Genomic DNA, 21,979 nt, shown 5'->3' with positions numbered 1-21,979 from the left:
TTCCGCATTTTGCAAGGCGTGTTTTTCCGCCTGCGGCAGATGATAATCTCGCCGGCAGATCAGCGGATTTGCCGGCCGCGTTTCGGAAAGGGGTGATTTCATGTATGGACCATTTCAAAAAGCGAGACACGTGCTGCGGGGCGGAGCGGCGCTGGTCTTGGCATTGCTGTTGTGCGCGGCCATGCCGGCGCGCGCTGCCGGTGTGACGGCCGGCGGCGCGGACCAGGACACCTCCGCCCGGATGCTGGTCCCCGTGGGCCACACGGTGGGCATCAAGCTCTTTGCCCGCGGGGTGATGGTGGTGAAGGCGCCGGAGAGCGGCACGCCCGCGGATGACTGCGGCCTGCAGACCGGCGACATCATCGTCAAATGCGGCGGCGTCTCCGTAACCTCCTCAGAGCAGTTCCAATCCCTGCTCCAGGAGAATGGGGAGACGGCCACCGACCTGCAGGTCCGCCGGGAAGGCGGGAGCGTGACGCTCTCTGTTTCCCCGGAACAGAACGAGAAGGGCGCCTACTGCATTGGGGCCTGGATTCGGGACAGCATGGCCGGCATCGGCACCATGACGTATTACGACCCGGAAAGCGGCGCCTTCGGCGCTCTGGGTCACGGGATCACGGACGCCGACACGGCGCTCCTGATGCCCTTTGCCTCCGGATCCATTCTGCCCTCCACCGTGAAAGCGGTGAAGAAGGGTGCCATCGGAGAGGCCGGTGAGCTGCGGGGGGATTTCGACCTGGCCACAGATTTGGGTGATCTGTACGCCAACACCACCAGCGGCGTCTTCGGCACGCTGGACCCCGGCGAATTCACCGAGCGGCTGGGCGATCCCATGCCGGTTGCGGCCGCCGGGGAAGTCCACGCCGGTCCTGCCACCATCCTCTCTAATGTGGAGGGTGATGCCGTTCAGGAATATGATGTGGAAATTTTACAGGTTGTAGAGAATGCAGCAGACGGCCGGGACCTGGTGATCTCTGTGACGGACCCGGAGCTTCTGGCCGCCACAGGCGGCATCGTCCAAGGTATGTCCGGCAGCCCGATCCTGCAAGACGGAAAATTCGCCGGTGCGGTGACGCACGTCCTGCTGAACGATCCAAGCAAAGGGTATGGAATTTTGGTGGAAACTATGCTGGCAGCGGGAGATTTCTCAGAAGAACCCGTGGCCTGACATGGTCTCCCAGGCAGACAGCGGCGGCGGGAAGCATTTTGCTTCCCGCCGCCCCGGAATTTTTTACAATACAGATTTACGACTCTCCGCGCGGGAGTTCCTGCGCTTGGACAGTGGATTCGGCCTCCGCCTGGAAACTGCGGAACGCCGCAAAGTTCAATAGAATCAACAATAAATTGACCATCACAAAGGCGATCAGCACCCCGGCCACGATCCTCCAGATCCGCCGGGCCCGGCGGTTTTTCACCGCCAGCTGCTCGGCGATGCGGGCCAGCTGCTCCGCTGTTCCGCCGCGCTCCGCCTCTGGCGGGACCTCCGGCCCCAGCAGAGCCGCGGAGGTGGTGTCCAGCTCCTCCGCCAGCCGGATCAGCAGGTCCGCGTCCGGCACGGACCGGCCTTTTTCCCATTTGGAGACGGTCTGCCGCACCACATGGAGTCGGGCGGCCAGCTCCTCCTGGGAGAGGCCCTTGGCCTTCCGCAGGGCCTTCAAATTCTCTGCAAGCATTGCGTTGCCTCCTTTCCGGGATCATTCTACCAGGGGAACCGCCGTTGCGGCAAGCAACGCAGACGCACATGGCCCCTGAGCTGCAGAGGTGTTACATCCCCTGTTCCCCGGAGAACAGCGCCAGCTTGGCGTTGAGCTTCCTGTAAATGCGCTCCCGGAACCAGGGCTCCGACGAGGCGGCCACCGCCTCCTCCAGACCGAACCAGGCCACAGCGCTGTTCTCATCCGGCTTCCGGCGCACGGGGGCCGCCGGGTCTGCCTCCAGCAGGTAGGTCACATTCAGATGCAGGTGGGAGGAGACGTAGGCGCCCCGCTTCTCGTGGCCGTCCACAGTGAGGATTTCCAGAGAGTAAATGTGGGGCGATACCGGACGCACCGCCGTGAGTCCGCTCTCCTCCCGGACTTCCCGCATGGATACCGCCAGCAGATCCCGGTCCCCGTCCGCGTGGCCGCCCAGCCAGGACCAGGAGTCGTAGAGGTTGTGGTACGCCATCAGCACCTGTGTCAGGTCCGGGCTCACCACCCAGGCGGAGGCCGTCAGGTGCCCGGCAGCGTTGTCCCGGGTGTAAAGCGCCTCGCCGCTCCGCAGCCGCCGCAGCAGTTCCGCCCGGTCCCGTTCCTCCTGGTCATTCCAGGGGCGATACGCTTCTAATTCCTCCAGCAGCGTCACATGTCTCATCCTTTCTCTTGAGATGGCTCCATTGTACCACGGCCCCGTCCAAAAGGGAAGCCACTGCTGCCGGGAGACTCTGCACCCCTTGCGGCACAATGAGTTAGGAGGCGCGGCGCAGAAAGTGTCGAATGATTCTTGGAAGTTATTTACAGTTTCTTGTTGCAAATCGTGTCCGTTTATGCTACTTTATAGAAAACGCGATTTGAAGCTTCATGAATCCGTCGTAAACAGGAGCGCCCACTTTTTTCCGGCAGGGAGAGGGGGCCTGCTCTGAAGCATTTGTGCCTGGTAAACGAAAATTGTGGAAAGAGGACAGGGGAAGACATGGACATCAGAAGAACTGTATTGCTGGCAGATGCCAATGAGGAATTCCGCACCCTTGTGCGGAAGATCATAGACGAGACAGAGGAGTTTTCGGTGGTGGGGTCTGTGGGAGACGGGACGGAGGCCCTGCGCCTGGCGCGTGAGGAAGCGCCGGACCTGATTCTGATGGATGTGGTCCTGCCGGGGCTGGACGGCTTCGGCGTACTCAAGCAGCTGCGGGAGCAGGAGGGGAAGGTCCCCAAGGTTATCCTAATCTCCGCCTTCTGCAGCGACAGCGTGGTGTCGGAGGCTGTGGATCTGGGAGCCAGCTACTTTTTGACAAAGCCCGTGGAGGAGAACGCCCTGCTGGATCGGATGCGGGCGCTGTTCAGCCGGGGTGCCCCGGTGGAGGAACACCCGGCGGAGCTGAAGAATCTGGTGACCTCTGTTATCCATGAGATCGGTGTGCCCGCCCACATCAAGGGCTATCAGTACCTGCGGGAGGCCATCATGATCGCCGTGGACGACATGGATGTGATCAACGCCGTCACCAAGGTGCTGTATCCGGAGGTGGCCAAGCGGTTTTCCACCACGCCCTCCCGCGTGGAGCGGGCCATCCGCCACGCCATCGAGGTGGCCTGGGACCGGGGCGATCTGGAGACGCTGCAGAAGTATTTCGGCTACACCGTCTCCAATGCCAAGGGCAAGCCCACCAACAGCGAGTTCATCGCCATGATCGCCGACCGCCTGGTGCTGGAGCAGCGGAAGGACCGGAGAGCGTAAGAAAACAGACAGAAAACCAGCCGGGAGAGGGTATCCTCTCCCGGCTGTTGTCAGGCGTACAGGAGCTTTTCTCCGATGACAGCCATCTGGTCTGCCGTCAAGCGCCAGTCCCAGGGCAGCTTGACCTCTGCCATCCGGTCCGGCCAGCACAGCAGGAATTGGTTCACCGGCTCTGCACCGGAGTACCGCTGGAAAACCTCCTCCGCACCCCAGGGGGCGGCAGTCACGGTGAGGTACTCCTCCCAATACTCCATGGGCAGCTGATCGTTGTCCCGCTCCACCCACTGGATGAAATCACGCTTGCACAGGCCATAGAGGAAAGGAAGCTTCACCGTGACGATCTCATAGCGCAGCTCCGGCAGGTCTCCGTCCCCCAGCCGGGCGTCCTGCCGGTACTCCCCGTGGGCGGCCAAGGGGGACCACTCCACATCCGCCTCCGTGGACCAGCCGTCATAGTCGATATCGATCAGGTCCTCCACCCGCAGGGGGATGGGATCGGCGTAGACGGACCAAGTCATGCCGTGGGCGGTGTAGGTCTCCACCGGCGGATGGTCCTCCAACCAGCCGGAACCGGCATTGCGTATCATGAGGGCGAACAGACCTGTTGTCCCGCCCGCAAACATGGCGATGCAGATTCCTACGATTACCAGGAGGTTGGCCCAGGGCGGGCACCGCAGCCGTTGGAGAGCCTTCCGGGCGGCGTTGGCCAGAAAATAGACCAGTGCGAAAAACAATACCATCCCGATGGTCAGTATGACCATCCCGGTGGACCGGCTTATGGAGGCAAACAAGCCTGCAATCAGGAGTCCGGACCACATCAACACCAGAATGCCAAGTCCCCGGGCACTCCGCAGGTCCGGCAGGGGCAGCCCCGCCTCGACGGCGGCCTCGGCCCGCCACTGCCAGCGGCGGTAGAGCAGCAGGCTTGCCAGCGTCAGCACCAGCAGGGGCAGGTAGGCTGTGGCCGCCAGTAGGGCAGTGGGACTGGCCAGGGTGTCCACGGGATCCGTCCAAATCTGGTAGCATTGAAACGCCACTTCCAGCAGACAGAGGAGCAGCAGCGCCAGGTAATTGCGTATCATGGGCTTTCCAATGCTCCGTCGGATGTTCTCCAGCTCCGCCGCCGGGTCGGTGTCGATGGGAACGGCCGCCGGATCCTCGCTGTAAAACACTTGTACCTGGTCGGAGCTGGCCGCCCGGTGCCACCCGGCTTGGGCGCAGTAGTCCTGAAAGGTGTCCAGCCCCGCCGCCGGAGCGGGAGAGAACCGCCCGGCCCCGGCGAAAAAGGTGACGGCGAACCGGAGCTGCTTCGGCTCTGTCCGCCGGTAGTGCCAGGACCAGGTCCCCAGCCGGTCCAGCATCCAGCCCCTGGCGGCCATGTCTGCCAGATGGTCTGTGACCCGCTTCCGGTCCAAAAAGCTGTACAGGGGCATCCACTCCCGCTTTGTGTGCTTCATGGGGCGCCTCCTTCCGATTCCATCAGCCGTTCATAATCCGCCGTCAGCTGCCGCAGCCGCCGGGCCTCTGCCTCCAGGGCTTCCCGCCCAGTGGGGGTGAGCACATAGCTCCGCTTCCGGCCCTCCACCTTCGTCTCCCGGATGTACCCAGCCTGCAAAAACTGCTCCAGCAGGTTGTACAGCGTCCCCGGGCCCACCGCCACCCGGCTGCCCGTGGCCTCTGCGACCCAGGCCATCACGTCGGCGCCGCACCGCTCCTGCCGCAGGCACAGGAGAATGTAGAACATCTGCTCGGTCAGGGTCTGAAATTTTCCCCGGGCCATGGCGCTGCCGCCTCCTATTATCGAATATCGTTATTGCTTTGAGACCACTATATCATCGAATATCGATATTGTCAAGCCGGGATTCTTTAACCCGCCTGCAGTCTCTTTTCGAGATAACTGATGATGACGCAAACGCTTCCGCCTTCGCCAGGCGGCCTTGATCCGGATCAGATGATCTGATAAAATAAAAAATGCAGGTTTCCCGGACGGGCAAGACCCATTCGGCGGATTGGGGAGGAGGCAAATTACATGCAGATATACTGGTGGTTTCTGATTCCTGCTTTTTTCCTTCTGATCTTTTCGGACCGGATAGACAGAGCCGTCAAGGCAAATAGAAAGCTCAGAAAAGCAATGTTGGTAATACTGGCTTTGTGCAGCGGCCTGCTGCTGGTATCTATCATGGCTGTGCTTGCATCGCGCTTTGCCTGAAATCCGAAACGGCAGGAATGGACCCTGACAGTTGGGGAACGGAAAGGAACCGCCGCATGTTCCGCTGAAATGACGGAGAATTTCCCCCCCTTCTTCAAATTGTGCCGCCTCTTGCCATTCCCGGCGGGATGTGATATCCTAAACGGGCAATATCATGAAAAGAGGAGATTTCGACCATGACGTATACGTTCCGTCCCCGGGGCGTCTGCTCCCAGGAGATGCGCGTGGAGGTGGATGACGCCGGCATCATCCAGAAGATGGAGGTCCTGGGCGGCTGCAGCGGCAACCTCCAGGGGATTTCCGCCCTGGTGGTGGGGATGCCTGCCCAGGAGGCGATCCACCGTTTGAAGGGCATCCGCTGCGGTGCCAAGAGCACCTCCTGCCCAGACCAGTTCGCCTGCGGGCTGGAGTCCGCCCTGGCCAAACAGAAATAAGCCTGAGACAGGCCCTGCGGCATCTGCCGCGGGGCCTGTTGTTCAGAGTCCGTTCAGAGATCCCGCAGGCGACGAAATTCCCTGGACAAGCGATGAAAAACATGGTAAACTAAACCGTTAGCGGCGGAAGCGCCGCCAAACCAAAGAAAGACGGTTCAGACGTTTATGAAGATCGTTTTGGTCATCGACCAGTTTGACGACGCGAACAACGGCACCACCATCAGCGCACGGCGTTTTGCCCAGGCGCTGAAGAACCACGGCAACGAGGTGCGGGTCATCGCCACCGGCAAGCCCGCGGACTACAAGTACGCCGTGCGGCAGATGAGGTTCTTTCCAGTGGTGGAGCATCTCATCACCAGCCAGGGGATGCGGCTGGCCATCCCCAACCGCCATGTGTTTGAAAAGGCGGCGGCCTGGGCGGACGTGGTGCATTTCATGATGCCGTCGCCCCTGGGCATCATGGGCCTGAAGCATGTGGAAAAGCTGGGCATCCCTCACACGGCGGCCTTCCACTGCCAGCCGGAGAACATCACCTTCACCCTGCACATGGGCAACAGCAGGCGCGTCAACGACTTTGTATACAACCGCTTCCGGGATACGTTCTTCAACCGGTTCACCCACATCCACTGCCCCAGCAATATGATTGCGAACCAGCTCCGCCAACACGGCTACACCGCCCGGCTCCACGTGATCTCCAACGGCATCAGCCCGGAGTACATCTACGGCAAGCGGGAAAAGGAACCCTGGATGCAGGGCCTCTTCAATGTGCTGATGGTGGGCCGCTACGCCGGGGAAAAGCGTCAGGATGAGCTGATCGACGCCTGCGCCAAGTCCCGCCACGCCCGGGAGATCCAGGTGATCCTGGCGGGAAAGGGTCCGCTGGAGAAAAAATACCGCCGTCTGGCGGAGAAGCTCCCCAATCCCATCGTCATGGAGTTCTATGAGCCTGCCCGCCTGCTGGAGATCCTCCACATGGCGGATCTGTACGTCCACACCTCCGACGCGGAGATCGAGGCTATGAGCTGTATGGAGGCATTTGCCTGCGGCTTGGTGCCGGTGATCGCCGATTCCCCCCGGTCCGCCACGCCCCAGTTCGCCCTGGATGAGCGGAGCCTGTTCCCGGCCGGGGACACAGACGCGCTGGCCCAGCGGATCGACTGGTGGATCGAGCACCCGGAGGAGCGGCAGGCAATGGAGCGCCGCTATGCCGAACACGCCAGACAGTACTCTCTGGAGGAGTCCATCCGCCAGACGGAGGAGATGTTCCGTCAGGCCATTGCGGAGCAGCGGGGGGCGAAAGCCTAAGCGCCCGGAAAACCGAACACGCAGAAGAACCAAAGGGACGGCAGCGAAATCGCTGCCGTCCCTTTTGCGCCGCCGCGGGGCTGCTCACTCCGCGTCTGTCAGCCGCTGGACGGCCTCCTTCATGGTGGACACGAAAAAGAAGTCTTTGCCATGATTGGACTCGCGGATAAAGTCCCGCAGCGGCTTGCTGGCGTAGTGGGAGTAGTCGCCGTAAATGGCGGCCTTGAACCGGTAGTTCATCAGCTTCTGCAGGATGTCTCCCGCCACGCCGGTGCTGAGAATGAAAAAGTCGCTGCACACCAGGCGCTTGTCGATGGCCAGCCTGGACGCGCCGGTCTCATACCGGACGGACATGGCCAGGTCCAGGGCCGCACCCGCGTCCGTGATCTGCACCTTCCCGCCGGAGAGCACTGCGATGGCGCCCCGCGGGGCTTGTATGGTTTCGATATTCATCAAAATCCTCCTGACAGGGGCGGGAGGCCCGGAGGCTGCCGGAAGACCGGCTCCCGGTCAGGGAGCCCAGCGGAACTGCGCGGTCCCCGCCCCGATTTCAAAATGGTATTTGGCAATGCCCAGGTCCACCTTGGTGTAAAAGCCGGCTCCGGCTTTCGCGGCCACGCTGCCGCCCTGAAGCGTGAAGGTAAATTTCTGCTGGTTCATGGCTGTGGGCGCCAGCAGCGCCGCCCGCACGCCCCGCTGGAACCAGTCCGGCACAGGGGAATCCGCCTTGGACACCTCTTCCGGCTGCTTGACTGGGTGCCCGGCGCCCTGGGTGGTGCCGTAGCCCACCGCGATCACCAGGCAGAGCTTCTCGCCCGGGGCGATCTGAAAGGCGGTCTTGACCTTGCTGTACGTCATGGCGACCCAGCAGGTGTTGAGACCCAGCTGCTGGGCCCGCAGTACGATCTTCTCCCCGTAGTACCCGCAGGCTTCCTCCAGGTTCGGGGACTTCTTTCCGATCAGCGCGATGTAGTTTTTTACGCCGGAGAACTTCCCGTAGTGGGCCGGAAGCCCTCCGAATCCCCTGGGCTCATCCAGAACAAGCTGGATGTGAAGCCCGCTCTCCCGGTTGCACTGGGCGATGCACGCCAGTAGTGCTTCTCTCGCCTCCGGCGCGATGGGCCGGTCCTCGTAGGAGCGGACCGCATGCCGGTGCTCCATGGCCTCGAACAAATCCATAACTGTATTCCTCCTGTGATAGCCGCAGTCAATCCTCGCCGCTCTTGTCCGGAGCGTTTCTCAGGATCTGCAGAATGTCCGCGAACAGGCGCGCTACGTTTTCGATCCCACTGTCCTGCAGGGCCAGATAGTAGAAGACGTGAGTCGCCTCTTTTCGGGCTTTTATCACACCTGTCTCCCGCAGAACCTGCAGGCGGGGGAGACAACAGGGCGCGCAGCAGGTCCTGCCGCGTCTAGCCGCCAAAGGCGGTGAATCGGTTCCGGCACGGCTGGAACTCCCTCCGCAGATGTGCGGGATCTTGAGGCGTATTTTCCATGCCGCGGCCGCCTGACTCGTTCGCTGAGAATCCAGTATACCACATTCCGGCTGGGCCGGTCCATCCGGAAAAAATCGAGACCGACTTTTTCGCTGGGAGACTCCCCCCTTCACGGGACCGGGAGGCTGCCGCTGACACCTTCTGCAGTCCCTGTGCATATCCTGAGGGTGAAACGTCCGGGCCAGGCGGTCTGCCGGACCGGCGTTTGGTACGTATGGCAGGCCCCGACAGAGGAGTGATCGACCAATGGCTTATTCCGACCGGGAGCTGCTGGCGCGCCTGATCCAGTGCGAGGCGGGCGGAGAGGGTGAAGACGGCATGAAGGCGGTGGCCGGTGTTGTAATGAACCGGGTCCACGCCAAGGGCGGGGAGTATGCCCGGGTCGGGCAGGGCAGCATCCGCAATATCATCTTTCAGCCCTATCAGTTCGTCTGCGCCAGCGAGACGGAGGGCGGCGCCTACAACCCCCAGAATATCTACAACATGAGACCCGAACAGATCCACTATGACATCGCCGACTGGGCCATCGCGGGCAACCGCCTGCCGGATGTGGCGGATTCCCTGTGGTTTTACAACCCCTTCGGCCCCACCTGCCGGTCCTTCTTTCCCTCGAAGGTGGGATACTGGCAGACCCGGATCGGCGACCACTGCTTCTATAATCCCACAGACGCGTATTATCAGACTTGAGAGGTGTTGGAAATGGCACACTATCAGAATATCTACAACGGCGGAAACGGGGCGCCTCCTGTGGCGCAGGTCGCGCCCAGAATGACGGACTGGTCCGGTGAAGTCACACCCATGCCCGCCGACCCGCCCATGCCGGAGGCGCCCGGCCGCACCGTCACCAGTGCCGGCCGCCCTATGGACCGCCTGAACGCCGCGGAGGAGCAGGGCGGCCAGTCTATGGGGTCCCTGGACATGCGGAACCACCTGCCCAGCGAGGTCATCACGGACCCCATCTCCATGGAGGAAGCCTACCGGGGATCTTTGAAGGCCATGCTGAAGAAAAACGTGGGCAACTACGTGGTGGCCACCTTCCTGGTGGGCACCCAGAGCACCACCTCCTGGGAGGGGATTCTGTACGATGTGGGCAACGACTATATGACCATCTACCAGGAGGGCCGGGACCGCTACATCGTCTCGGACATTTATTCCCTGAAATTCATCGAGTTCTACGACACCCGCTGCCGGGACATCTGCGACGAGGTCCTCCGCAGCGGCTGGATGCCCAACCAGGGGATGTGAGAAAAACAGTTGCGGCGGCCGCGGGGATGTGCTAAAATCAGGTATCTCTACATCAGAAAGGAAGCATCCCCATGGATTTTGCGAAACTGGCCGCGGAGCGCTATTCTCTGCGGAAATTCAGCGACCGCCCCGTGGAGGCGGAGAAGCTCTCCGCCGTGCTGGAGGCCGGCCGCAATGCCCCCACTGCCCATAACCTCCAGCCCCAGCGCATCTTTGTGCTCCAGAGCTCGGAGGCGCTGGAAAAGGTGGACGGCTGCACCGGCGCTCACTTCCATCCGCCGGTGATGCTGCTGGTGGCATACGACCCGGAGGCCGCCTGGAAGCGGGAGGACGACGGCAAGAACCACGGCGAGATTGACGCGGCTATCGCCGTCACCCAGATGATGCTCCAGGCCGCGGACCTGGGCCTCGGCACCACCTATGTGGGCATGTTCGACCCGGAGAAGCTCCACGCCGCATTCCCGGAGCTGGCGGGGCTGACACCCATCGCCCTGCTGCCTATGGGCTATCCGGCGGAGGGCGCCCATCCCTCCCGCCTGCACACGGACCGCAAGCCCCTGGAGGAGCTGGTGCGGTATCTGTGACAATAAGGGAACTGGAATCAGGAATCAGGGGCGCACGCCGTGCGCCCCTGAATTCTATTCCGGATTTTCTGGAAAGAGTGAAGAGCAGAGCGGGAGGATTCCGTATCTCAACAGCTGCGCTTTGTGCCTCTCTCTGTAAAAAGGCCCTGGGGATGCTGCCCCAGGGCCCTTTTGTGTCAATGCCGCCTCCGGCCCCGGTAGCCGCCCCCGCGGCGGCGGGGTACGCTACGGCCGTACCGGTAGCGCCGGCGGCCTACCGTCAGCTTCCAGACGATCAGCGCCGCCGCCAGCACCAGCAACGCGATGCCAACCACCTTCACCGCGGTGGAACTGAAGAAGTTCCGCACGTTCCGCCAAAACAGCAGCAGGCCGGAGGCCTCCACATCATGGGAGGCCAGCAGGTCCACCGTGGTCAACACCTCTCCCTCCAGAGAGAGGGAGAGAGTGCCAAGCACCTGCCCCTCGGTGACCGGAGCGTCCACAGGACTCTCCAGGTCCAGCGTCCGCTCCAGAGAGGCGGGATCAGTGCCCTTGGGCAGCAACAGCTCCACATCCGCCGCCGGATGGACGGACACATGGTCCACCTTGGACAGCGCCACGCTGACCTCCTTCACCAGCTCAGCCTCCTCCAGCACCGTCTGATAGGAGAAGTTCTCAAAACCCCAGTCGAAGAGACGGGAGGTCTCGGAAAAGCTCTGGACCTGGGTGCCGCCGCTGGGCAAGGTCACGGATTCGGCCCCCAGCACCACGCTGATGAAGGAGAGGCTGCCCTCCGCGGCAGTGGATACCAGGCAGTGGCCGGCATCGGAGGTGGAGCCGGTCTTGACGCCGTGGGCCCGGCTGTCCAGATATCCCAAGGCCCGCCAGTTGGAGATCAGGTAGTTGGTGGAGTGGAGCACCCGCTCCTCGCTGAGATTGGTGGCGGGGATGGTGGCGCTCTTCATATCGCAGATCCGCAGGAAGTCGTCATGCTTCAGGGCCTCCGCTGTGATGAGGTACAAGTCCCAGGCGGAGGTGTAGTGCTGGCTGTCATGCAGGCCGGTGGTGTTGACGAAGTGGGTGTTCTCACACCCCAGAGCCGCAGCCTTTTCATTCATGGCGCCCACGAAGGCGTCCACGCTGCCGCTGACCTGCTCCGCCAGAATGTTGCACGCCTCGTTGGCGGAGACGATCAGCATACACTCCAGCAGCTGCTCCACCGTCAGCACCTCCCCGGCCCGGATGCCGGCGGTGCTGCCATCCGCCGCCAGCCCCTCCAGGGCGCTCTCCGTAACAGTGATTGGCTGGTCCATGGACAGCTGCCCGCTGTCCACTGCCTCCAGCGTCAGCAGAGCGGTCATGATCTTGGTGAGACTGGCGGGATAGAGCTCCTCGTGCTCGTTCTTTCCATAGACCATGCGGCCGGTGTTGGCGTCCACCAGCAGGGCAGCCTTGGCCTGGATGGCGGGGTCAGGCACCTCTGCGGCGGAGGCAGGACCTGTCAGCAGGGAGACCGCCAGGATCAGCAGCAAAAAAACAGAGAAAAAGCGGTGTGTTTTCATATCAAACTCCTACCATCTGTGGTATAATCAACTTGCATCGCGCGGCAGCGGCGCCGAAAAGCGCCGCGGTTCGACATTTCAATTCATAGTATATCAAAAAACGGGTGGGAGTTCAACAGTGAGTGGACGGGGAAGGCCGACAAAAAGTGAGATCATTCTGCTGGGGCTGACGGCGGTGTTCCTGTGCGCCCTGGCGGGCCTGTCTCTTCGGGATCGGCAGGATCGCGTCCCGGGCGTAGTCATTGAGACAGAGGCGGAGGTCCCCCGGGAGGAGATCGCCCCGGACTTCCCGCCGGTGGATCTGAACACTGCCACGGCGGAGGAGCTGGACACGCTGCCCGGCATCGGGGAGAGCCTGGCCCGCCGGATCATCGCGTACCGGGAGGCCAACGGCCCCTTCGGGAGCATTGAGGAGATCATGGAGGTGAGCGGGATCGGAGAGGCGAAATTCGCCGAGCTGGAGGACCGCGTCACTGTGGACAACGGCAAAGGAGAGGTGACAAATGAGGATTCTGGTGGTTGATGACGAAAAGCTGCTGGTCAAGGGCGTGAAATTCAATCTGGAGAACGAGGGGTACGAGGTGGAGTGCGCCTATGACGGTGCCTCCGCCGTGGAGCTGGCCCGCAACGGCCGCTTCGATCTCATCATTCTGGATGTGATGATGCCGGAGCTGGACGGGCAGGAGGCATGTATGCGGATCCGGGAGTTCTCCAATGTGCCCATCATCATGCTCACCGCCAAGAGCGAGGACGCGGACAAGCTGATGGGCTTTGAGTGCGGAGCGGATGACTACGTTACAAAGCCCTTCAACATTCTGGAGCTGAAGGCCCGGGTTCGGGCGCTGCTGCGGCGGGCCGCCGGCACGCAGCGGAACCGGGGCGCCGTCCTGACCGCGGGGGACTTGTCCCTGAACACGGAGGAGCGGGTGGCCATCCGGGATGGAAAGACCGTGGATCTGACCGCCAAGGAGTACGATCTGATCGAGCTGCTGATGCGCAATCCCCGGCGGGTGTACAGCCGGGAGAATCTGATGAACGTGGTGTGGGGCTATGCCTACGCCGGGGACTACCGGACGGTGGATGTCCACATCCGCCGCCTGCGGGAGAAGCTGGAGAAGAACCCGGCGGAGCCGGAGTATATTATGACCAAGTGGGGAGTTGGATACTATTTCAAAGGATAAGGGCAGGATCTGGGACAGCCTGCAGTTCAAGTTCGGCCTGAGCTATATCCTGATTATCGCGGGCGTGCTGCTGCTGCTGAACACCTATCCGCTGCGGGTATCGCAGGATCTGGTGTTCCGCTCCAAGGCAACCACGCTCCAGAGCAGCGTGTCCGTGATGGTCTACTCCCTGTCCGGCCTGGACCGGCTGACCGAGGAGAATGTGTCCCAGGCCATGGCGGTGGTGGAGGAGACGGGCCTCAGCCGCATCCTGGTGACGGACAGTGCGGGCAAGGTCCTCTACGATACCCGGGAGACCAACGACGCCCTGGGGGAGTACAGCTTCTACACAGAGATCGTCCAGGCCCTGCTGGGGAACGACGTGTTCTCCAGCAGCTACCGGGACGGGGCCTTCCGCAGCCGGGCGGCCTCGCCAGTGCTGTACCAGAACCAGATCATCGGCGCCGTATACGCATACGAGTATGACACGGAGCAGGCCGCTCTGCTAGAGGGGCTGCAGGGCAATCTATTGCGGCTCTCCGCCGGCATCGCGGTGGTGGTGCTGTGTCTCAGCGGCCTGCTGTCCCGGGCGCTGACCCGGAAGATCGGCCAGCTGCTCACCGCCATCCGGGAGGTGCGGGAGGGCGCTTACAGCCACCGGGCGGAGGTGCCCGGACGCGACGAGATCGCCCAGCTGGCCCAGGAGTTCAACAGCTTGACGGACCGCCTCCAGACTACGGAGAACGCCCGCCGCCGCTTTGTGTCCGACGCCTCCCACGAGCTGAAAACGCCCCTGGCGGCCATCCGGCTGCTGACGGACTCCATCCTCCAGACGGAGAACATCGACCGGGAGACGGCCCGGGAATTTGTCACAGACATCGGGCAGGAGGCGGAGCGCCTCTCCCGTATCACAGAGGATCTGCTCCGCCTGACCCGGCTGGACAGCAACGTGCTGGAGCGGCCGGTGGTAGTGGACGCGCTGCCGGTGCTGGAGCAGGTGATGCGGATGATGAGCCTGGTGGCCCAGGAGAAGGGAACGGAACTGACCTATCGGGCGGAGGGGACCTGTACGATGCTGGCCACCCGGGATGAGATCCACCAGATCATCTATAATCTGACGGACAACGCCGTGAAGTACACGCCGCCGGGCAGCACGGTCCAGGTCTCCCTGTTTCGGGAGGGGGATCAGGTGGTGCTGACGGTGGAGGACAACGGCGCCGGCATCCCGGAAGAGGACCTGCCCCGGATCTTTGAGCGGTTCTATCGGGTGGACAAGGCACGGTCCCGCGCTGCCGGCGGCACGGGTCTGGGATTGGCCATCGTCAGGGACACGGTGGAAAAGCGGGGCGGCACTGTGGAGGCGGCCAACCGTCCTGGAGGCGGCGCAGTTTTCACCGTCCGCTGGCCCTGGCGGGAAGGAGGCGGCCAGACATGAAAAAGCGATGGATTGCCGTGCTGCTGTGCGCCGCCCTTCTGGCGGCCTTCGGCTGGGGACAGCCCCGCATTTCCGGCGAGGGCGAGACATACGACCTCTATTTCCTGGAGGCGGATCTGTCCGACGCCCCTGGCGGCGATGCCCTGCGGGCGGAGCCGCTGTACATCGAGTCGGGCGAGGTGCGGGACACCCGGGAGCTGGCGGAGTATCTGGTGACGGAGCTGCTGGCGGGACCGGAGGACGCCGCCCTCACCAGCGCCATTCCAGAGGAGACTACCCTGCTGTCCCTGGAGCTGGATGGTACCCGGGCCAAGGTGGACCTCTCCTCCCGCTACCGGCTGCTCTCCGGCGTGGCGTTGGCCTTGGCAGACTATGCCATCACCCTGACGCTGACCCAGCTGCCGGAGATCTCCGCTGTCAGCGTGACGGTCCGGGGCCAGCCGCTGGCCTACCGGGACCGGCAGATCTTCACAGCCAGGGATGTCCTGTTTTCCAGCAACGAGGATGTGATCGACACGCTGAACGCCACCCTGTACTTTCTGGATGAGACCGGCGGCCTGACGCCGGTGGAGATGACACTGGACCTGTACGAGGGGGACACGCAGGCCGGGGCCGTGGTCAAGGCCCTGCTGGAGGGGACGGAGGAAAAGGACTGGCTCTCCGCCATTCCGGAGGGATTCCAGGTGACTTCCGTCCGGCTGGAAGAGAGCACGTGCTATGTAGACCTGCCCACGGCGGCTCTGCCGGGTCTGCCGGAGGAGGCGGATCTGTCCCTGGCCCTCCGGGCACTGGCGGACTCCCTGCTGTCCCTGCGGGCAGTGGAAGAGGTGCGGTATCTGGTGGACGGTGAGTTCGCCTCCGCCTACGGCGGCGCCGCTGTGCTGGAGCCTTATCTCAGCGCAGCTTGACGGCGCGGGACGCCGCCCCATCAGGCGCCGAAGAACAGCCGCACCGCGAAGGCGGAGGCCAGAAACCCCGTCAGGTCCGCGGCCAGGGCTGCCGGGACCGTGTGCCGGGTGCGGATGATCCCGGCAGAGCCGAAGTACACGGCGATGGTGTAGAATGTGGTTTCCGTGCTGCCCAGCATCACGGCGGCCACCCGGCCGATGTAGCTGTCGGGGCCGTAGGTGGCGATGAGGTCCGAGCCGACTGCCAGGGCGCCGCTGCCGGATACGGGGCGCACCAGCATCAGCGGCGTGGTCTCCGGCGGAATGCCCAGAAACTCCAGCGCCGGGGCGCAGAGGCCCGTGAGCCACTCCAGGGCGCCGGAAGCCCGGAACATGGCCACGGCGGTCAGCAGTCCCACCAGGGCAGGCAGGACCTTCAGCAGGACCGTGAGCCCCTCTTCGGCCCCGTGGGTCAGGGCGCCGTAGACATCCACCCGCTTCCCCATGCCGTAGAGGGCCACCCCGGCCAGCAGTACGGGGATCACCAGAGAACTGAGATTCAACGCCGGCACCTCCCCACGGCGGCCAGGAATTTGGCCGTCAGAACGCCAACCACCACCGACAGGGCCGAGGCCAGCCACACCGCCGGCAGGATGTCGAAGGGAGACTGGGCTCCACTGGCGCTGCGGACGGAGGCGATGGTGGCGGGCAGCAGCTGGATGGAAGCGGTATTCAGCACCACCAGCAGGCACAGTTCGTCGCTGGCGGTGCCGCTGCAGCCGCGGGCCATCCGTCGGGCCGCCTGGATCCCGAGGGGCGTGGCGGCGTTGCCCAGTCCCAGCAGATTGGCGGACACGTTGGCGGAGAGTGCCGCCAACGTTTTTTCATCCCGGCTGGCCTGGGGCATCAGTCGCCGCAGAATGGGCCGGAAGGCCCGGGCCAATCCGGCAGAGAGGCCGCAGACATTCATGATTTCCATGACGCCGCTCCACAGGCACAGAATGCCGGCCATGGAGACACTGAGCTCCACGGCGGAGGCGGCGCCGTCCATAGCTGCGTCGGCCACGGCGTCCAGATTCCCGGTGAACAGGCCGAAGACCAGGGACAGCACCACCATCCCGGTCCAGATCCAGGTCATTGCCATTGTCATTCCCCCTGTGTTTGTGACGGATACCCAGTTGCCTCACAAAAAATATAGAGAGGACAACTGAGATTTCAAAAAAGCAAATTGGTAAATTCACTTTATTTTTGGAATCAAATTGACAAAATGCGACCGTCTGTGATATGTTCTTATAAATGGATAGTTAGGACATATTGCTGAAAAAGGAGATACATCGTGAAATCAACGGGAATTGTCAGAAAGGTGGATGAACTGGGACGGATCGTGCTCCCTATCGAGATGCGCCGGACGCTGGATATCGGCGAGAAGGATGCATTGGAAATCTATGTGGAAGGCTCGTCCGTCATTCTGAAAAAATACAAGCCCAGCTGCGTTTTCTGCGACGCCACCAAAGACATCACGGTATTCAAGGGGAAGAATATCTGCCCCAAGTGCCTGAAAGAATTGAAAGAGCTGTGAGCGCCCTGTGCGCTGAAAACATGACGCCCATGCGGAGTTCTCCGCATGGGCGTCTTCTGCGCTGCATGTCCTGCGCGGGTCATGACCGCTCCAGGGCCGCGGCGTACAGCTCGTTTTTGGAAAGACCCGTGTGGGCCGATACCTCCCGGGCGGCATCTTTCAGCCGGATTCCCTGGGCCACCAGCCGCAGGACTTGCTCTGTCCCCTCCTCCAGCGTGACGGCGGCGGTCTCCCGGGGCGGGCTGCCCGCCACCACCAGCACGTATTCTCCCTTGGGGGTGTTTTCCTGGTAATAGGCCGCCGCTTCTCCCAGGGTGGTGCGCACAGTCTCCTCGTGGAGCTTCGTCAGCTCCCGGCACAGGGCCACCCGCCGGTCCGGGCCGAAGGTCTCCCGCAGGTCCTCCAGCGTGGCGCGCAGCTTGTGGGGCGCCTCGTGGAAGATCATGGTCCGCTCCTCGTTTTTCAGAGAGTCCAGCCGTTCCCGGCGGCTTTTCTTGTTGACGGTGATGAAGCCCTCAAAGGTGAACCGCCCCGTGGGCAGGCCGCTGACCGCCAGGGCATTCACTGCCGCGCAGCAGCCGGGGATGGAGAGCACCTCCACCCCATTTTCGGCACATAGCCGCACCAGATCCTCTCCGGGATCGGAGATGGCCGGTGTACCGGCGTCCGTCACCAGAGCGCAGGACTCCCCAGCCAGCAGCCGCTGCAGGATGGCCTGGCCCGCAGCGGCATGGTTGTGTTCGTGGTAGCTCACCAGGGGCTTTTTGATCTGAAAGTGATTCAACAGCTTCACAGAGACCCGGGTGTCCTCCGCGGCGATGAAGTCCACGGCTCCCAGCGTCTCCGCTGCCCGGGGAGAGAAGTCCCCCAGGTTGCCGATGGGCGTGGCCACCAGATACAGCGTACCGCTCATGCGTTCGTCTCCTTTGTTCGGAAATAGGCGTTGTCCAGCTCCGCCGTGGGGCGGCCGGTCCCGTCCTCCAGGCAGAGGGGGGCGGCGATGTCCAGCCCGGGCCGTCCGCCCCGGCGGGCCTCCAACAGCAGCAGGGAAGGGGCGTCCCCCGCCCGGCGGCAGACGAGGCGCAGCCGCTTGGGCTCCAGTCCCCGGGCCCGGAGGGCGCAGCACAGGTCCGCCAGCCGCTCCGGCTTGTGGACCAGGCAGAAGCTCCCGCCCCACCGCAGCAGCCAGGCTGCTGCGGTGCAGATATCCTCCAGGGTGCAGCCAGTCTCGGACCGGGCAGCCCGGAGGGCCTCAGTCTCCGGCAGCCTGCCGGACCCGGCGGGATAGTAGGGGGGGTTGCACACCACCAAGTCAAAGCCACCGGCGGGCAGCAGGCCGCGGATCTTTCGTAGGTCTCCCCGGCGGAAGATCAGGCGGTCTGCCAGGCCGTTCCGGGCGGCGGCCTGCTCCGCCAAGCGGACGGCGTCCAGCAGCAGCTCCACACCGGTGACGGACAGTGCCCGCTGGCGCTGGAACAGCAGAAGGCCCAGCAGTCCGGTGCCGCTGCCCAGGTCGCACACCCGAAGCCCCGGCTTCAGCCGGGGAAAGCTGCCCAGCAGAAAGGAGTCGGTACTGGGCTGGAACAGGCCGTCATCGCAGACGAAGGAGAGTCCGCCGGGGCAGAGGAGTTCCCAGTGCTGCAAGTCGATCCCCCCATTGGATGATGTCTATATTCATATTATAATGGAAGATCATCATTCTTGCAATGGGGGGCACGGTTCAAAAGAAAAGGCCGCTTGGGCGCGCTCCGGTGCAGTGGCCCTCCGCGCGACGATCGGTGCAAGCGCCGATTTGGTCTGGCCTTTGGGCCTTTTGCGATTCCTGTAGTTGCTGCCCCGTGGCGGATCGTGCGGACGGCGCGGAGCGGCCACTGCATGTTCTCTCCTTCTCTTTTTGCTGCCGCTGGCCCGGTGGGTGATGGAAGTTTCTGCAGCAGGCCGATGCTCTCATCGCCCGCCGGTCCAGGCCCCTGCGGGTCGTGAGGGCCGAGACTTACAGCACGGCCCGGAGCCAGCCCAGGACCAGCAGGTGGAGGGGGTAGAACATATAAAAGAACCACTTGGAAAAACCGCCGCTGGTTCCGTGCCGGCCTGTGTAGCGGGAGAGGAGCAGCAGCGGCAGAAACGCCCCCACGTACTCGACGGAGTAGGCGTAGAGCTCCCAGTCGATCTGGAAGACATGGTCGTAAAACAGTCCGAAAAACGGGTGGATCAGCAGGGAGAGCACCCCCATGTCCAGCATGACCACCATGCAGTAGGCAAACGCCTGGTGCTTCCAACTGCCATAATAATAGTCGAACACCAGGATAATCACCACGCCTGTGTAGCCCCAGTCCGCCGGGACAGACAGGATGAACAGGAGCAAAATCAGCAGGACCTTCCAGGCAGAGCAGAGGCGCGGGCTCCTGCGGATGCGGACCGCCAGAACGCCCAGAAAAATGGTATAGATGACATTGGGGCGCATCAGCTGGATGGCGGCCAGATCGCCGCCGAAGTGGAAGTACAGAAAGGGAAACCAGCTGACCAGCGCGAAAACAGCCAGGCGGAGCAGATACCGGTTGAGGTTTCTGGTGTGGTGACAGCCCTCCACGGCGGCAAAGAACATGGTGGGGCCGGTGATTTTTCCGATGGAATGCAGGAGAATCGCCAACAGGGTGCCGTCGGGGACAAAGGCGAAGGCGATATGGTCGATCACCATGGCCGCCACCGCCACGGCCTTCAGATGATTGAGGGAGAGCCCGCCCCGGGACCGCTCCAGGCATTCAGCGGACGGGGGAGGGCAGGCGGGCAGCCCCTGTGGCGTTCCTCCGGAAAGGCCGCGGCTTTCCTCCAGACAGTGGTCGGTCATGCGACTCCCTCCATGGCCCGCAGGGCCGTCACCAGAGCCGGTTCCCCGGCAGGGGAGAGAATGTCCGGCGTGGTGCCCGTTTCCTCACTGCTGGAGCCGTCACCGTTCAGGCCGAACATCATGGTGAACTGCACCAGGATGCCGCTGTTGGGCAGCTGCAGGAAGACTGGATCCAGAGCCCCGATGCCGTCGCCGCCGGTGGGACTGCCCACCAGGGTGGCGAAGCCTGTCTCCTGGCAGAACACGGCGAAGGACTCGCTGGCGGAGTAGACCGCTGGCCCCACCAGCACCCAGATGCGGCCGTGGAAGGGGGCCCGCTCTGCCGCTGGCTCCACAGAGAGGGTGCTCTCCACAAAGTGGGTGGCGGCCTGGATTCCGTCCCGCTCCAGCTTGGGCAGATCCGGCAGGTCCGCGATGGGGTGCAGCTCCTCCGGGGAGAACACCTCCTGGATATAGGGGCGGTTGTTGCCGCTCTCCGCCAGCAGGGCATAGTTGGTGCAGGAGAGGGGACGGTCCGTCAGGGGCGCCGCCAGCAGCTGCTGCCAGTAGACCTCGCTTCCGCCGGAGTTGTCCGTCAGGTCGATGATGAGATCCGTGCAGTCCGCCGCCTGGCGGTAGAAGTCCGTCAGGGCCGCCCGGTCTGTGGCGTAGCTGTCCTCATATTCCGCCGGGAAGCTGTCGATCTTCACATACCCCACGTCTCCGCCGGGCAGGAGCAGGGTGTGGAGGTTCGCGGCAGGCTCCTCCGAATCGGCTGAATTGACCGTGCCGTCCTCTTCGCCGTAGGCATCCAGCAGCGTCTGGAGTCTTTCATAGCCCCGGACGGTCACCGGGTCCGTCAGCACCTCCCGCCAGTGCTCCCGGTCCTGGATGCCGCCGTCCTCATAGGCCTCACAGTAGGCGCGGTACATATCCGGCTCCACGATCCAGAGGTGGCCGTACGTCCCCAGGCGGAACAGTGTGCTGTAAACAGCGGAATAGAATACCTCGTCGCTGTCGCTTTCCTGGATCATCTCCCGGTATGCCTGGAAGATGGCCGCCGACGGGTCCTCCGGGTTGTCCCGGTCTCGGACACCCATGCAGAGATAGCTGTCCCCCAGTGTCTGGACCAGGTAGTCGTAGTCCTCCAGCCGCTGTTCCTGGGTCAAGCCAAGCAAGTGGTCCATGGAGGGGACCTCAGATTCCGGCCCTCCCAGGGCACCGCATCCCGCCAGCAGACAGGGCAGCACCGCTGCTGCCAGCAGCTTCTTCCAAGCGTGTTTCATCGTGTGTCTCCTTTCAAATCGGCTGTCCCCAATATTACGGGAGTAAAGGGCCTCTTTCTTCACTCCAGCGGGGAACACCGGCAGGATAACACCAATTTCTTACAACTCTATGGAGAAATCTCTTACAGATTTCTTACAGTTGCCGAAACGACAAAAAGGTCCGCGAGCTTTGGCTCGCGGACCTTTTATGTATCCTCGATTACTCCTCGGGGACGATGGCGCCGTTGGGGCAGGTGTCGCTGCAGGAACCGCAGTCCAGGCAAGCGGCAGCATCGATGACGTACTGGTCATCACCCTGGCTGATAGCACCGGCGGGGCAAGCGTCCGCGCAGGAGCCACAGCTCACGCAGGCAGAAGTGATTTTGTAAGCCATGGGAAGCACCTCCATCAGAATTGTACCCCTATTGTAGCATACAAATTAAAAAAAGCAAGTACCAGCCGTTCAAATTCTATGGTTAAATTTTCGAAAAAATACGGGAAAGCGTCCAAAAATGACGTTTGTCAAGACTAACTGTTCATAAATTGTTTTCAAATAGGTCAAAGAAAGTCAAAATTCAGC

The 21,979-nt window shown here is 62.7% G+C and carries 28 protein-coding genes; 13 read left to right on the top strand and 15 right to left on the bottom strand.

Annotated features, from left to right (window positions below; translation table 11 throughout):
• The first annotated feature begins 100 nt into the window (after positions 1-100).
• Positions 101-1,168, top strand: coding sequence for a SpoIVB peptidase (gene spoIVB, locus DN611_RS12705; protein WP_119311558.1), 1,068 nt, complete (start codon positions 101-103; stop codon positions 1,166-1,168).
• Positions 1,169-1,244: 76 nt separating this feature from the next.
• Here spoIVB and DN611_RS12700 read toward each other — a convergent pair whose 3' ends face one another.
• Together DN611_RS12700 and DN611_RS12695 are read right to left on the bottom strand one after the other, a co-directional pair.
• Positions 1,245-1,673, bottom strand: coding sequence for a helix-turn-helix domain-containing protein (locus DN611_RS12700; RefSeq protein WP_021750844.1), 429 nt, complete (start codon positions 1,671-1,673; stop codon positions 1,245-1,247).
• A gap of 91 nt (positions 1,674-1,764) precedes the next feature.
• Positions 1,765-2,352 (bottom strand): NUDIX hydrolase, encoded by a 588-nt coding sequence (locus DN611_RS12695; protein WP_197714231.1) that lies wholly within the window; start codon positions 2,350-2,352, stop codon positions 1,765-1,767.
• 318 nt (positions 2,353-2,670) lie between these two features.
• On the opposite strand from DN611_RS12695, the gene spo0A reads away from it, so the two are divergent.
• Positions 2,671-3,432, top strand: a complete 762-nt coding sequence (spo0A, locus tag DN611_RS12690) for a sporulation transcription factor Spo0A (protein ID WP_021750842.1) — start codon at positions 2,671-2,673, stop codon at positions 3,430-3,432.
• A gap of 50 nt (positions 3,433-3,482) precedes the next feature.
• Here spo0A and DN611_RS12685 read toward each other — a convergent pair whose 3' ends face one another.
• The gene (locus DN611_RS12685; protein ID WP_119311557.1) at positions 3,483-4,889 is read right to left on the bottom strand and encodes a DUF2812 domain-containing protein; all 1,407 of its coding nucleotides are present in this window, start codon (positions 4,887-4,889) and stop codon (positions 3,483-3,485) included.
• On the bottom strand, positions 4,886-5,212 hold the full coding sequence (locus DN611_RS12680; protein WP_021750839.1) for a PadR family transcriptional regulator: 327 nt from the start codon (positions 5,210-5,212) through the stop codon (positions 4,886-4,888). Before DN611_RS12680 ends, DN611_RS12685 begins: the two co-directional genes overlap by 4 nt.
• 249 nt (positions 5,213-5,461) lie before the next feature.
• Here DN611_RS12680 and DN611_RS12675 point away from each other — a divergent pair, with 249 nt between their 5' ends.
• From DN611_RS12675 to DN611_RS12665, 3 genes are all read left to right on the top strand, one after another.
• Positions 5,462-5,641, top strand: a complete 180-nt coding sequence (locus DN611_RS12675; protein WP_021750837.1) for a hypothetical protein — start codon at positions 5,462-5,464, stop codon at positions 5,639-5,641.
• 176 nt (positions 5,642-5,817) lie between these two features.
• On the top strand, positions 5,818-6,075 hold the full coding sequence (locus DN611_RS12670) for a TIGR03905 family TSCPD domain-containing protein (protein ID WP_021750836.1): 258 nt from the start codon (positions 5,818-5,820) through the stop codon (positions 6,073-6,075).
• A 165-nt stretch (positions 6,076-6,240) separates the two neighbouring features.
• Positions 6,241-7,380, top strand: a complete 1,140-nt coding sequence (locus DN611_RS12665) for a glycosyltransferase (RefSeq protein WP_021750835.1) — start codon at positions 6,241-6,243, stop codon at positions 7,378-7,380.
• 84 nt (positions 7,381-7,464) lie between these two features.
• On the opposite strand, the gene DN611_RS12660 is transcribed toward DN611_RS12665, so the two are convergent.
• The 3 genes from DN611_RS12660 to DN611_RS16745 are packed head-to-tail and all read right to left on the bottom strand — an operon-like array spanning position 7,465 to position 8,728.
• Positions 7,465-7,833: a DUF4180 domain-containing protein gene (locus DN611_RS12660; RefSeq protein WP_025545301.1), complete on the bottom strand. Its 369-nt coding sequence runs from the start codon at positions 7,831-7,833 to the stop codon at positions 7,465-7,467.
• A gap of 57 nt (positions 7,834-7,890) precedes the next feature.
• Complete coding sequence (locus DN611_RS12655) at positions 7,891-8,559, bottom strand: nitroreductase family protein (protein ID WP_119311556.1); 669 nt, start codon at positions 8,557-8,559, stop codon at positions 7,891-7,893.
• A 28-nt stretch (positions 8,560-8,587) separates the two neighbouring features.
• The gene (locus DN611_RS16745) at positions 8,588-8,728 is read right to left on the bottom strand and encodes a hypothetical protein (RefSeq protein WP_155979402.1); all 141 of its coding nucleotides are present in this window, start codon (positions 8,726-8,728) and stop codon (positions 8,588-8,590) included.
• A 394-nt stretch (positions 8,729-9,122) separates the two neighbouring features.
• On the opposite strand from DN611_RS16745, the gene DN611_RS12650 reads away from it, so the two are divergent.
• From DN611_RS12650 to DN611_RS12640, 3 genes are all read left to right on the top strand, one after another.
• Positions 9,123-9,563: a cell wall hydrolase gene (locus DN611_RS12650; protein WP_021750831.1), complete on the top strand. Its 441-nt coding sequence runs from the start codon at positions 9,123-9,125 to the stop codon at positions 9,561-9,563.
• A gap of 12 nt (positions 9,564-9,575) precedes the next feature.
• Positions 9,576-10,121 (top strand): hypothetical protein, encoded by a 546-nt coding sequence (locus DN611_RS12645; RefSeq protein ID WP_119311555.1) that lies wholly within the window; start codon positions 9,576-9,578, stop codon positions 10,119-10,121.
• A 71-nt stretch (positions 10,122-10,192) separates the two neighbouring features.
• Positions 10,193-10,705, top strand: a complete 513-nt coding sequence (locus DN611_RS12640) for a nitroreductase family protein (protein WP_025545193.1) — start codon at positions 10,193-10,195, stop codon at positions 10,703-10,705.
• Between the two features lie 176 nt (positions 10,706-10,881).
• Here the strand turns inward: DN611_RS12640 and DN611_RS12635 are convergent, their stop codons facing one another.
• On the bottom strand, positions 10,882-12,246 hold the full coding sequence (locus DN611_RS12635) for a D-alanyl-D-alanine carboxypeptidase family protein (RefSeq protein ID WP_021749178.1): 1,365 nt from the start codon (positions 12,244-12,246) through the stop codon (positions 10,882-10,884).
• Between the two features lie 118 nt (positions 12,247-12,364).
• Between DN611_RS12635 and DN611_RS17070 the strand changes: the two genes are divergently transcribed.
• From DN611_RS17070 to DN611_RS12615, 4 genes are read left to right on the top strand one after another with little or no spacing between them, the layout of a single operon-like run.
• Positions 12,365-12,769 carry a ComEA family DNA-binding protein gene (locus DN611_RS17070; RefSeq protein ID WP_021749177.1) on the top strand — a complete coding sequence of 135 codons (405 nt, stop codon included), beginning with the start codon at positions 12,365-12,367 and terminating at the stop codon, positions 12,767-12,769.
• Positions 12,750-13,427: a response regulator transcription factor gene (locus tag DN611_RS12625; protein WP_021749176.1), complete on the top strand. Its 678-nt coding sequence runs from the start codon at positions 12,750-12,752 to the stop codon at positions 13,425-13,427. The genes DN611_RS17070 and DN611_RS12625 overlap by 20 nt, the downstream gene beginning before the upstream one ends.
• Entirely contained in the window at positions 13,405-14,841 is a 1,437-nt protein-coding gene (locus DN611_RS12620) for a sensor histidine kinase (RefSeq protein ID WP_021749175.1), read from the top strand. The genes DN611_RS12625 and DN611_RS12620 overlap by 23 nt, the downstream gene beginning before the upstream one ends.
• Entirely contained in the window at positions 14,838-15,749 is a 912-nt protein-coding gene (locus DN611_RS12615) for a GerMN domain-containing protein (protein WP_025545191.1), read from the top strand. Before DN611_RS12620 ends, DN611_RS12615 begins: the two co-directional genes overlap by 4 nt.
• A gap of 20 nt (positions 15,750-15,769) precedes the next feature.
• On the opposite strand, the gene DN611_RS12610 is transcribed toward DN611_RS12615, so the two are convergent.
• Entirely contained in the window at positions 15,770-16,291 is a 522-nt protein-coding gene (locus DN611_RS12610; protein ID WP_036630223.1) for a spore maturation protein, read from the bottom strand.
• A complete protein-coding gene (locus tag DN611_RS12605; RefSeq protein ID WP_036630220.1) occupies positions 16,288-16,872 on the bottom strand; it encodes a nucleoside recognition domain-containing protein in 585 nt (194 codons plus the stop codon). The genes DN611_RS12610 and DN611_RS12605 overlap by 4 nt, the downstream gene beginning before the upstream one ends.
• A 192-nt stretch (positions 16,873-17,064) precedes the next feature.
• Between DN611_RS12605 and DN611_RS12600 the strand changes: the two genes are divergently transcribed.
• Positions 17,065-17,307 carry an AbrB/MazE/SpoVT family DNA-binding domain-containing protein gene (locus tag DN611_RS12600; protein WP_021749170.1) on the top strand — a complete coding sequence of 81 codons (243 nt, stop codon included), beginning with the start codon at positions 17,065-17,067 and terminating at the stop codon, positions 17,305-17,307.
• Positions 17,308-17,386: 79 nt separating this feature from the next.
• Here DN611_RS12600 and rsmI read toward each other — a convergent pair whose 3' ends face one another.
• The 5 genes from rsmI to DN611_RS12575 all read right to left on the bottom strand — a co-directional run bounded on the left by rsmI (position 17,387) and on the right by DN611_RS12575 (position 21,793).
• Positions 17,387-18,220, bottom strand: coding sequence for a 16S rRNA (cytidine(1402)-2'-O)-methyltransferase (gene rsmI, locus DN611_RS12595; protein ID WP_119311554.1), 834 nt, complete (start codon positions 18,218-18,220; stop codon positions 17,387-17,389).
• Positions 18,217-18,951, bottom strand: coding sequence for a tRNA1(Val) (adenine(37)-N6)-methyltransferase (locus tag DN611_RS12590; protein WP_119311553.1), 735 nt, complete (start codon positions 18,949-18,951; stop codon positions 18,217-18,219). Before DN611_RS12590 ends, rsmI begins: the two co-directional genes overlap by 4 nt.
• Positions 18,952-19,300: 349 nt before the next feature.
• Positions 19,301-20,155: a TraX family protein gene (locus tag DN611_RS12585; RefSeq protein WP_119311552.1), complete on the bottom strand. Its 855-nt coding sequence runs from the start codon at positions 20,153-20,155 to the stop codon at positions 19,301-19,303.
• On the bottom strand, positions 20,152-21,420 hold the full coding sequence (locus DN611_RS12580; protein WP_021749165.1) for a S41 family peptidase: 1,269 nt from the start codon (positions 21,418-21,420) through the stop codon (positions 20,152-20,154). Before DN611_RS12580 ends, DN611_RS12585 begins: the two co-directional genes overlap by 4 nt.
• 199 nt (positions 21,421-21,619) lie before the next feature.
• Positions 21,620-21,793 (bottom strand): DUF362 domain-containing protein, encoded by a 174-nt coding sequence (locus DN611_RS12575; protein WP_025544307.1) that lies wholly within the window; start codon positions 21,791-21,793, stop codon positions 21,620-21,622.
• Positions 21,794-21,979 lie beyond the last annotated feature (186 nt).

This window comes from Oscillibacter sp. PEA192 (assembly GCF_003574015.1).
Classification (GTDB): Bacteria; Bacillota; Clostridia; order Oscillospirales; family Oscillospiraceae; genus Oscillibacter; species Oscillibacter welbionis.
The sequence above is the reverse complement of the archived record's forward strand: the minus strand, read 5'-3'. Positions and strand labels throughout refer to the sequence as shown.

Coding starts and splice junctions, on each gene's coding strand:
- DN611_RS12605 (WP_036630220.1), bottom strand. CDS start 16,872: ATGGCAATGACCTGGATCTGGACCGGGATGGTGGTGCTGTCCCTGGTC.
- DN611_RS12580 (WP_021749165.1), bottom strand. CDS start 21,420: ATGAAACACGCTTGGAAGAAGCTGCTGGCAGCAGCGGTGCTGCCCTGT.
- DN611_RS12585 (WP_119311552.1), bottom strand. CDS start 20,155: ATGACCGACCACTGTCTGGAGGAAAGCCGCGGCCTTTCCGGAGGAACG.
- DN611_RS12685 (WP_119311557.1), bottom strand. CDS start 4,889: ATGAAGCACACAAAGCGGGAGTGGATGCCCCTGTACAGCTTTTTGGAC.
- spoIVB (WP_119311558.1), top strand. CDS start 101: ATGTATGGACCATTTCAAAAAGCGAGACACGTGCTGCGGGGCGGAGCG.
- DN611_RS12635 (WP_021749178.1), bottom strand. CDS start 12,246: ATGAAAACACACCGCTTTTTCTCTGTTTTTTTGCTGCTGATCCTGGCG.
- DN611_RS12700 (WP_021750844.1), bottom strand. CDS start 1,673: ATGCTTGCAGAGAATTTGAAGGCCCTGCGGAAGGCCAAGGGCCTCTCC.
- DN611_RS12695 (WP_197714231.1), bottom strand. CDS start 2,352: ATGAGACATGTGACGCTGCTGGAGGAATTAGAAGCGTATCGCCCCTGG.
- DN611_RS12655 (WP_119311556.1), bottom strand. CDS start 8,559: ATGGATTTGTTCGAGGCCATGGAGCACCGGCATGCGGTCCGCTCCTAC.
- DN611_RS12625 (WP_021749176.1), top strand. CDS start 12,750: ATGAGGATTCTGGTGGTTGATGACGAAAAGCTGCTGGTCAAGGGCGTG.
- DN611_RS12660 (WP_025545301.1), bottom strand. CDS start 7,833: ATGAATATCGAAACCATACAAGCCCCGCGGGGCGCCATCGCAGTGCTC.
- DN611_RS12640 (WP_025545193.1), top strand. CDS start 10,193: ATGGATTTTGCGAAACTGGCCGCGGAGCGCTATTCTCTGCGGAAATTC.
- DN611_RS12665 (WP_021750835.1), top strand. CDS start 6,241: ATGAAGATCGTTTTGGTCATCGACCAGTTTGACGACGCGAACAACGGC.
- rsmI (WP_119311554.1), bottom strand. CDS start 18,220: ATGAGCGGTACGCTGTATCTGGTGGCCACGCCCATCGGCAACCTGGGG.
- DN611_RS12680 (WP_021750839.1), bottom strand. CDS start 5,212: ATGGCCCGGGGAAAATTTCAGACCCTGACCGAGCAGATGTTCTACATT.
- DN611_RS12645 (WP_119311555.1), top strand. CDS start 9,576: ATGGCACACTATCAGAATATCTACAACGGCGGAAACGGGGCGCCTCCT.
- spo0A (WP_021750842.1), top strand. CDS start 2,671: ATGGACATCAGAAGAACTGTATTGCTGGCAGATGCCAATGAGGAATTC.
- DN611_RS12650 (WP_021750831.1), top strand. CDS start 9,123: ATGGCTTATTCCGACCGGGAGCTGCTGGCGCGCCTGATCCAGTGCGAG.
- DN611_RS12575 (WP_025544307.1), bottom strand. CDS start 21,793: ATGGCTTACAAAATCACTTCTGCCTGCGTGAGCTGTGGCTCCTGCGCG.
- DN611_RS12615 (WP_025545191.1), top strand. CDS start 14,838: ATGAAAAAGCGATGGATTGCCGTGCTGCTGTGCGCCGCCCTTCTGGCG.
- DN611_RS12670 (WP_021750836.1), top strand. CDS start 5,818: ATGACGTATACGTTCCGTCCCCGGGGCGTCTGCTCCCAGGAGATGCGC.
- DN611_RS12675 (WP_021750837.1), top strand. CDS start 5,462: ATGCAGATATACTGGTGGTTTCTGATTCCTGCTTTTTTCCTTCTGATC.